This window comes from Trichococcus palustris, assembly GCF_900114465.1.
GTDB classification, from domain to species: Bacteria; Bacillota; Bacilli; order Lactobacillales; family Aerococcaceae; genus Trichococcus; species Trichococcus palustris.
In genome coordinates this window covers 1-1,769 of record NZ_FOTD01000050.1, presented here as the reverse complement: position 1 = coordinate 1,769, position 1,769 = coordinate 1, and the positions used below count along the sequence as shown (strand labels likewise).

At 47.0% G+C, this 1,769-nt stretch carries 1 pseudogene; it reads right to left on the bottom strand.

Annotated features, from left to right (window positions below):
- Nucleotides 1-107: 107 nt before the first annotated feature.
- Nucleotides 108-1,676, bottom strand: a pseudogene (locus BM101_RS13795) (IS1182 family transposase); the annotation flags it as partial.
- Nucleotides 1,677-1,769: the final 93 nt, after the last annotated feature.

Sequence of the window (1,769 nt, the reverse complement as noted above, 5' to 3'; positions counted from 1 at the left end):
GGCTGGGACATAACTAGCTGAAATGAATTAAAAAAGGTTCCAATCACCGAATTTTGGTGGTTGGAACCTTTTTTCGAGGGCCAAGGTGCAGATTCCCTCCCAAGGAGGGCTGTCTGAACAGCGTATTTCCTCATGTTCACTGCCATAAGCGCAAATCCCAAGTCATTGCGCACCTTCTCCTTTCCTCTGACCGAGAATCGAGTGAAGCACAAATTAGCCTTCAAGAATCCGAACACTGGTTCTACATCGATCTTCCGTTTTCCGTAGATCGCGCCAGTCTTTTCATCCGAAAGCAAATCTTTAATTATTTTTTTCTGTTGTTCCCACTTCTCGTTGTAGCGGATGGTGCGGTTGTTCCCTTCTTTCGCCTTGGTGCATTGCTCTCGTAATGGGCAACCCGAGCAGTCCGCGCACTCATAAACTTTGAAGGTTCGGGAGAAGTCATAAGTGTCTTTCCGATGGGATAGATAACGGAAGGGGAGCTTCTGCCCGTTGGGGCACGTGAAAGCATCCTCTTTTTCATCATATTCCCAATTGGAGGAGTGGAAAGGGTTATTCCGATATTTCTTCTGCTTTTCTATTCGATAGGTGTTGTAGGTGATGAGGGGAGTCGTTTCTCGGTTTTCAAGGATATCCCCATAGTTCTGCTCGCTTCCATAGCCCGCATCTGCGACAGTATAGCCCGGCAAAGAAAAGAACTTTTCTTCGATAGTGTCCAAGAAAGGGAGCAAGGTGCGCGTATCCGTGGGATTTGGGAAAATGTCGTAGGCCAATGCATACTGACCTTCGGTCGCCAACTGCACATTATAGCCGGGCTTCAACTGGCCGTTCTTCATGTAGTCATCCTTCATACGCATGAATGTTGCATCAGTGTCCGTCTTGGAGTAGCTATTTCGTTTTCCAAAAATCGCCATGTCCTGTTGATACTTCTGCTTCCGGTTGGCCATCTCTAGGATCAGTTTACGATACTGCTTCGGGAGTTTTCTTTGGGACCGAAGCTGTTTTCTCTCGCTACCTGCCTCCGTCGTCGATATCTCTTGATCGAACTCTGCAATTTTTTCGTCCAGCTGTTCGGCCACCTGAAGAAGCTCCGCGTCCGATAGTTTCTCTAGACTTTCCCGCTCAATCCCCGGGATAATCTCGTTCTCTAGGAGCTCGTCATACATCTGGTTAGACTTCTCAATCAGTGCGGCACTGTACTTTTCGATCGACTTGCGCCAGACAAACGTGAATCGATTCGCGTTGGCCTCAATCTTTGTCCCGTCGATGAAAATAGCCTCCTCCTCGATTAACCCTTCCTGCACAAGTTGGCAACGGAACTGTACAAAGCATTGGCGCAATAGTTCCTGAACCGCAGGGTTCACCCGAAAACGGTTGATAGTACGGTAAGTGGGCTCATAGCCTTGCGCGAGCCACATCATCCGCACGCTATCCTGAAGCAATCCCTCAATTTTTCTTCCGGAAAAAACTGATTGCGTGTAGGAGCACAAGATAATCTTCATCATCATTCGCGGGTGGTAGGCAGGGCAGCCGGTCTGCCTGACGAAAGCTTCAAAGGCTTCCCCTGGGATACTCTCCACAACCTCATTCACCGAAAAAGCGATATCATTTCTTGGTAATTTTACTGCTAAATCGATAGGCAAAATAACTTGATTCATAGTATAATGTTTAAACATAAGGGTACCCCCGATCGATTATTGTGTCGTTACTTTAATTCTATCAAAAGGTATCCTTTTTGTTTACTCGAAACCTCCGTAGGAGGATAAAAA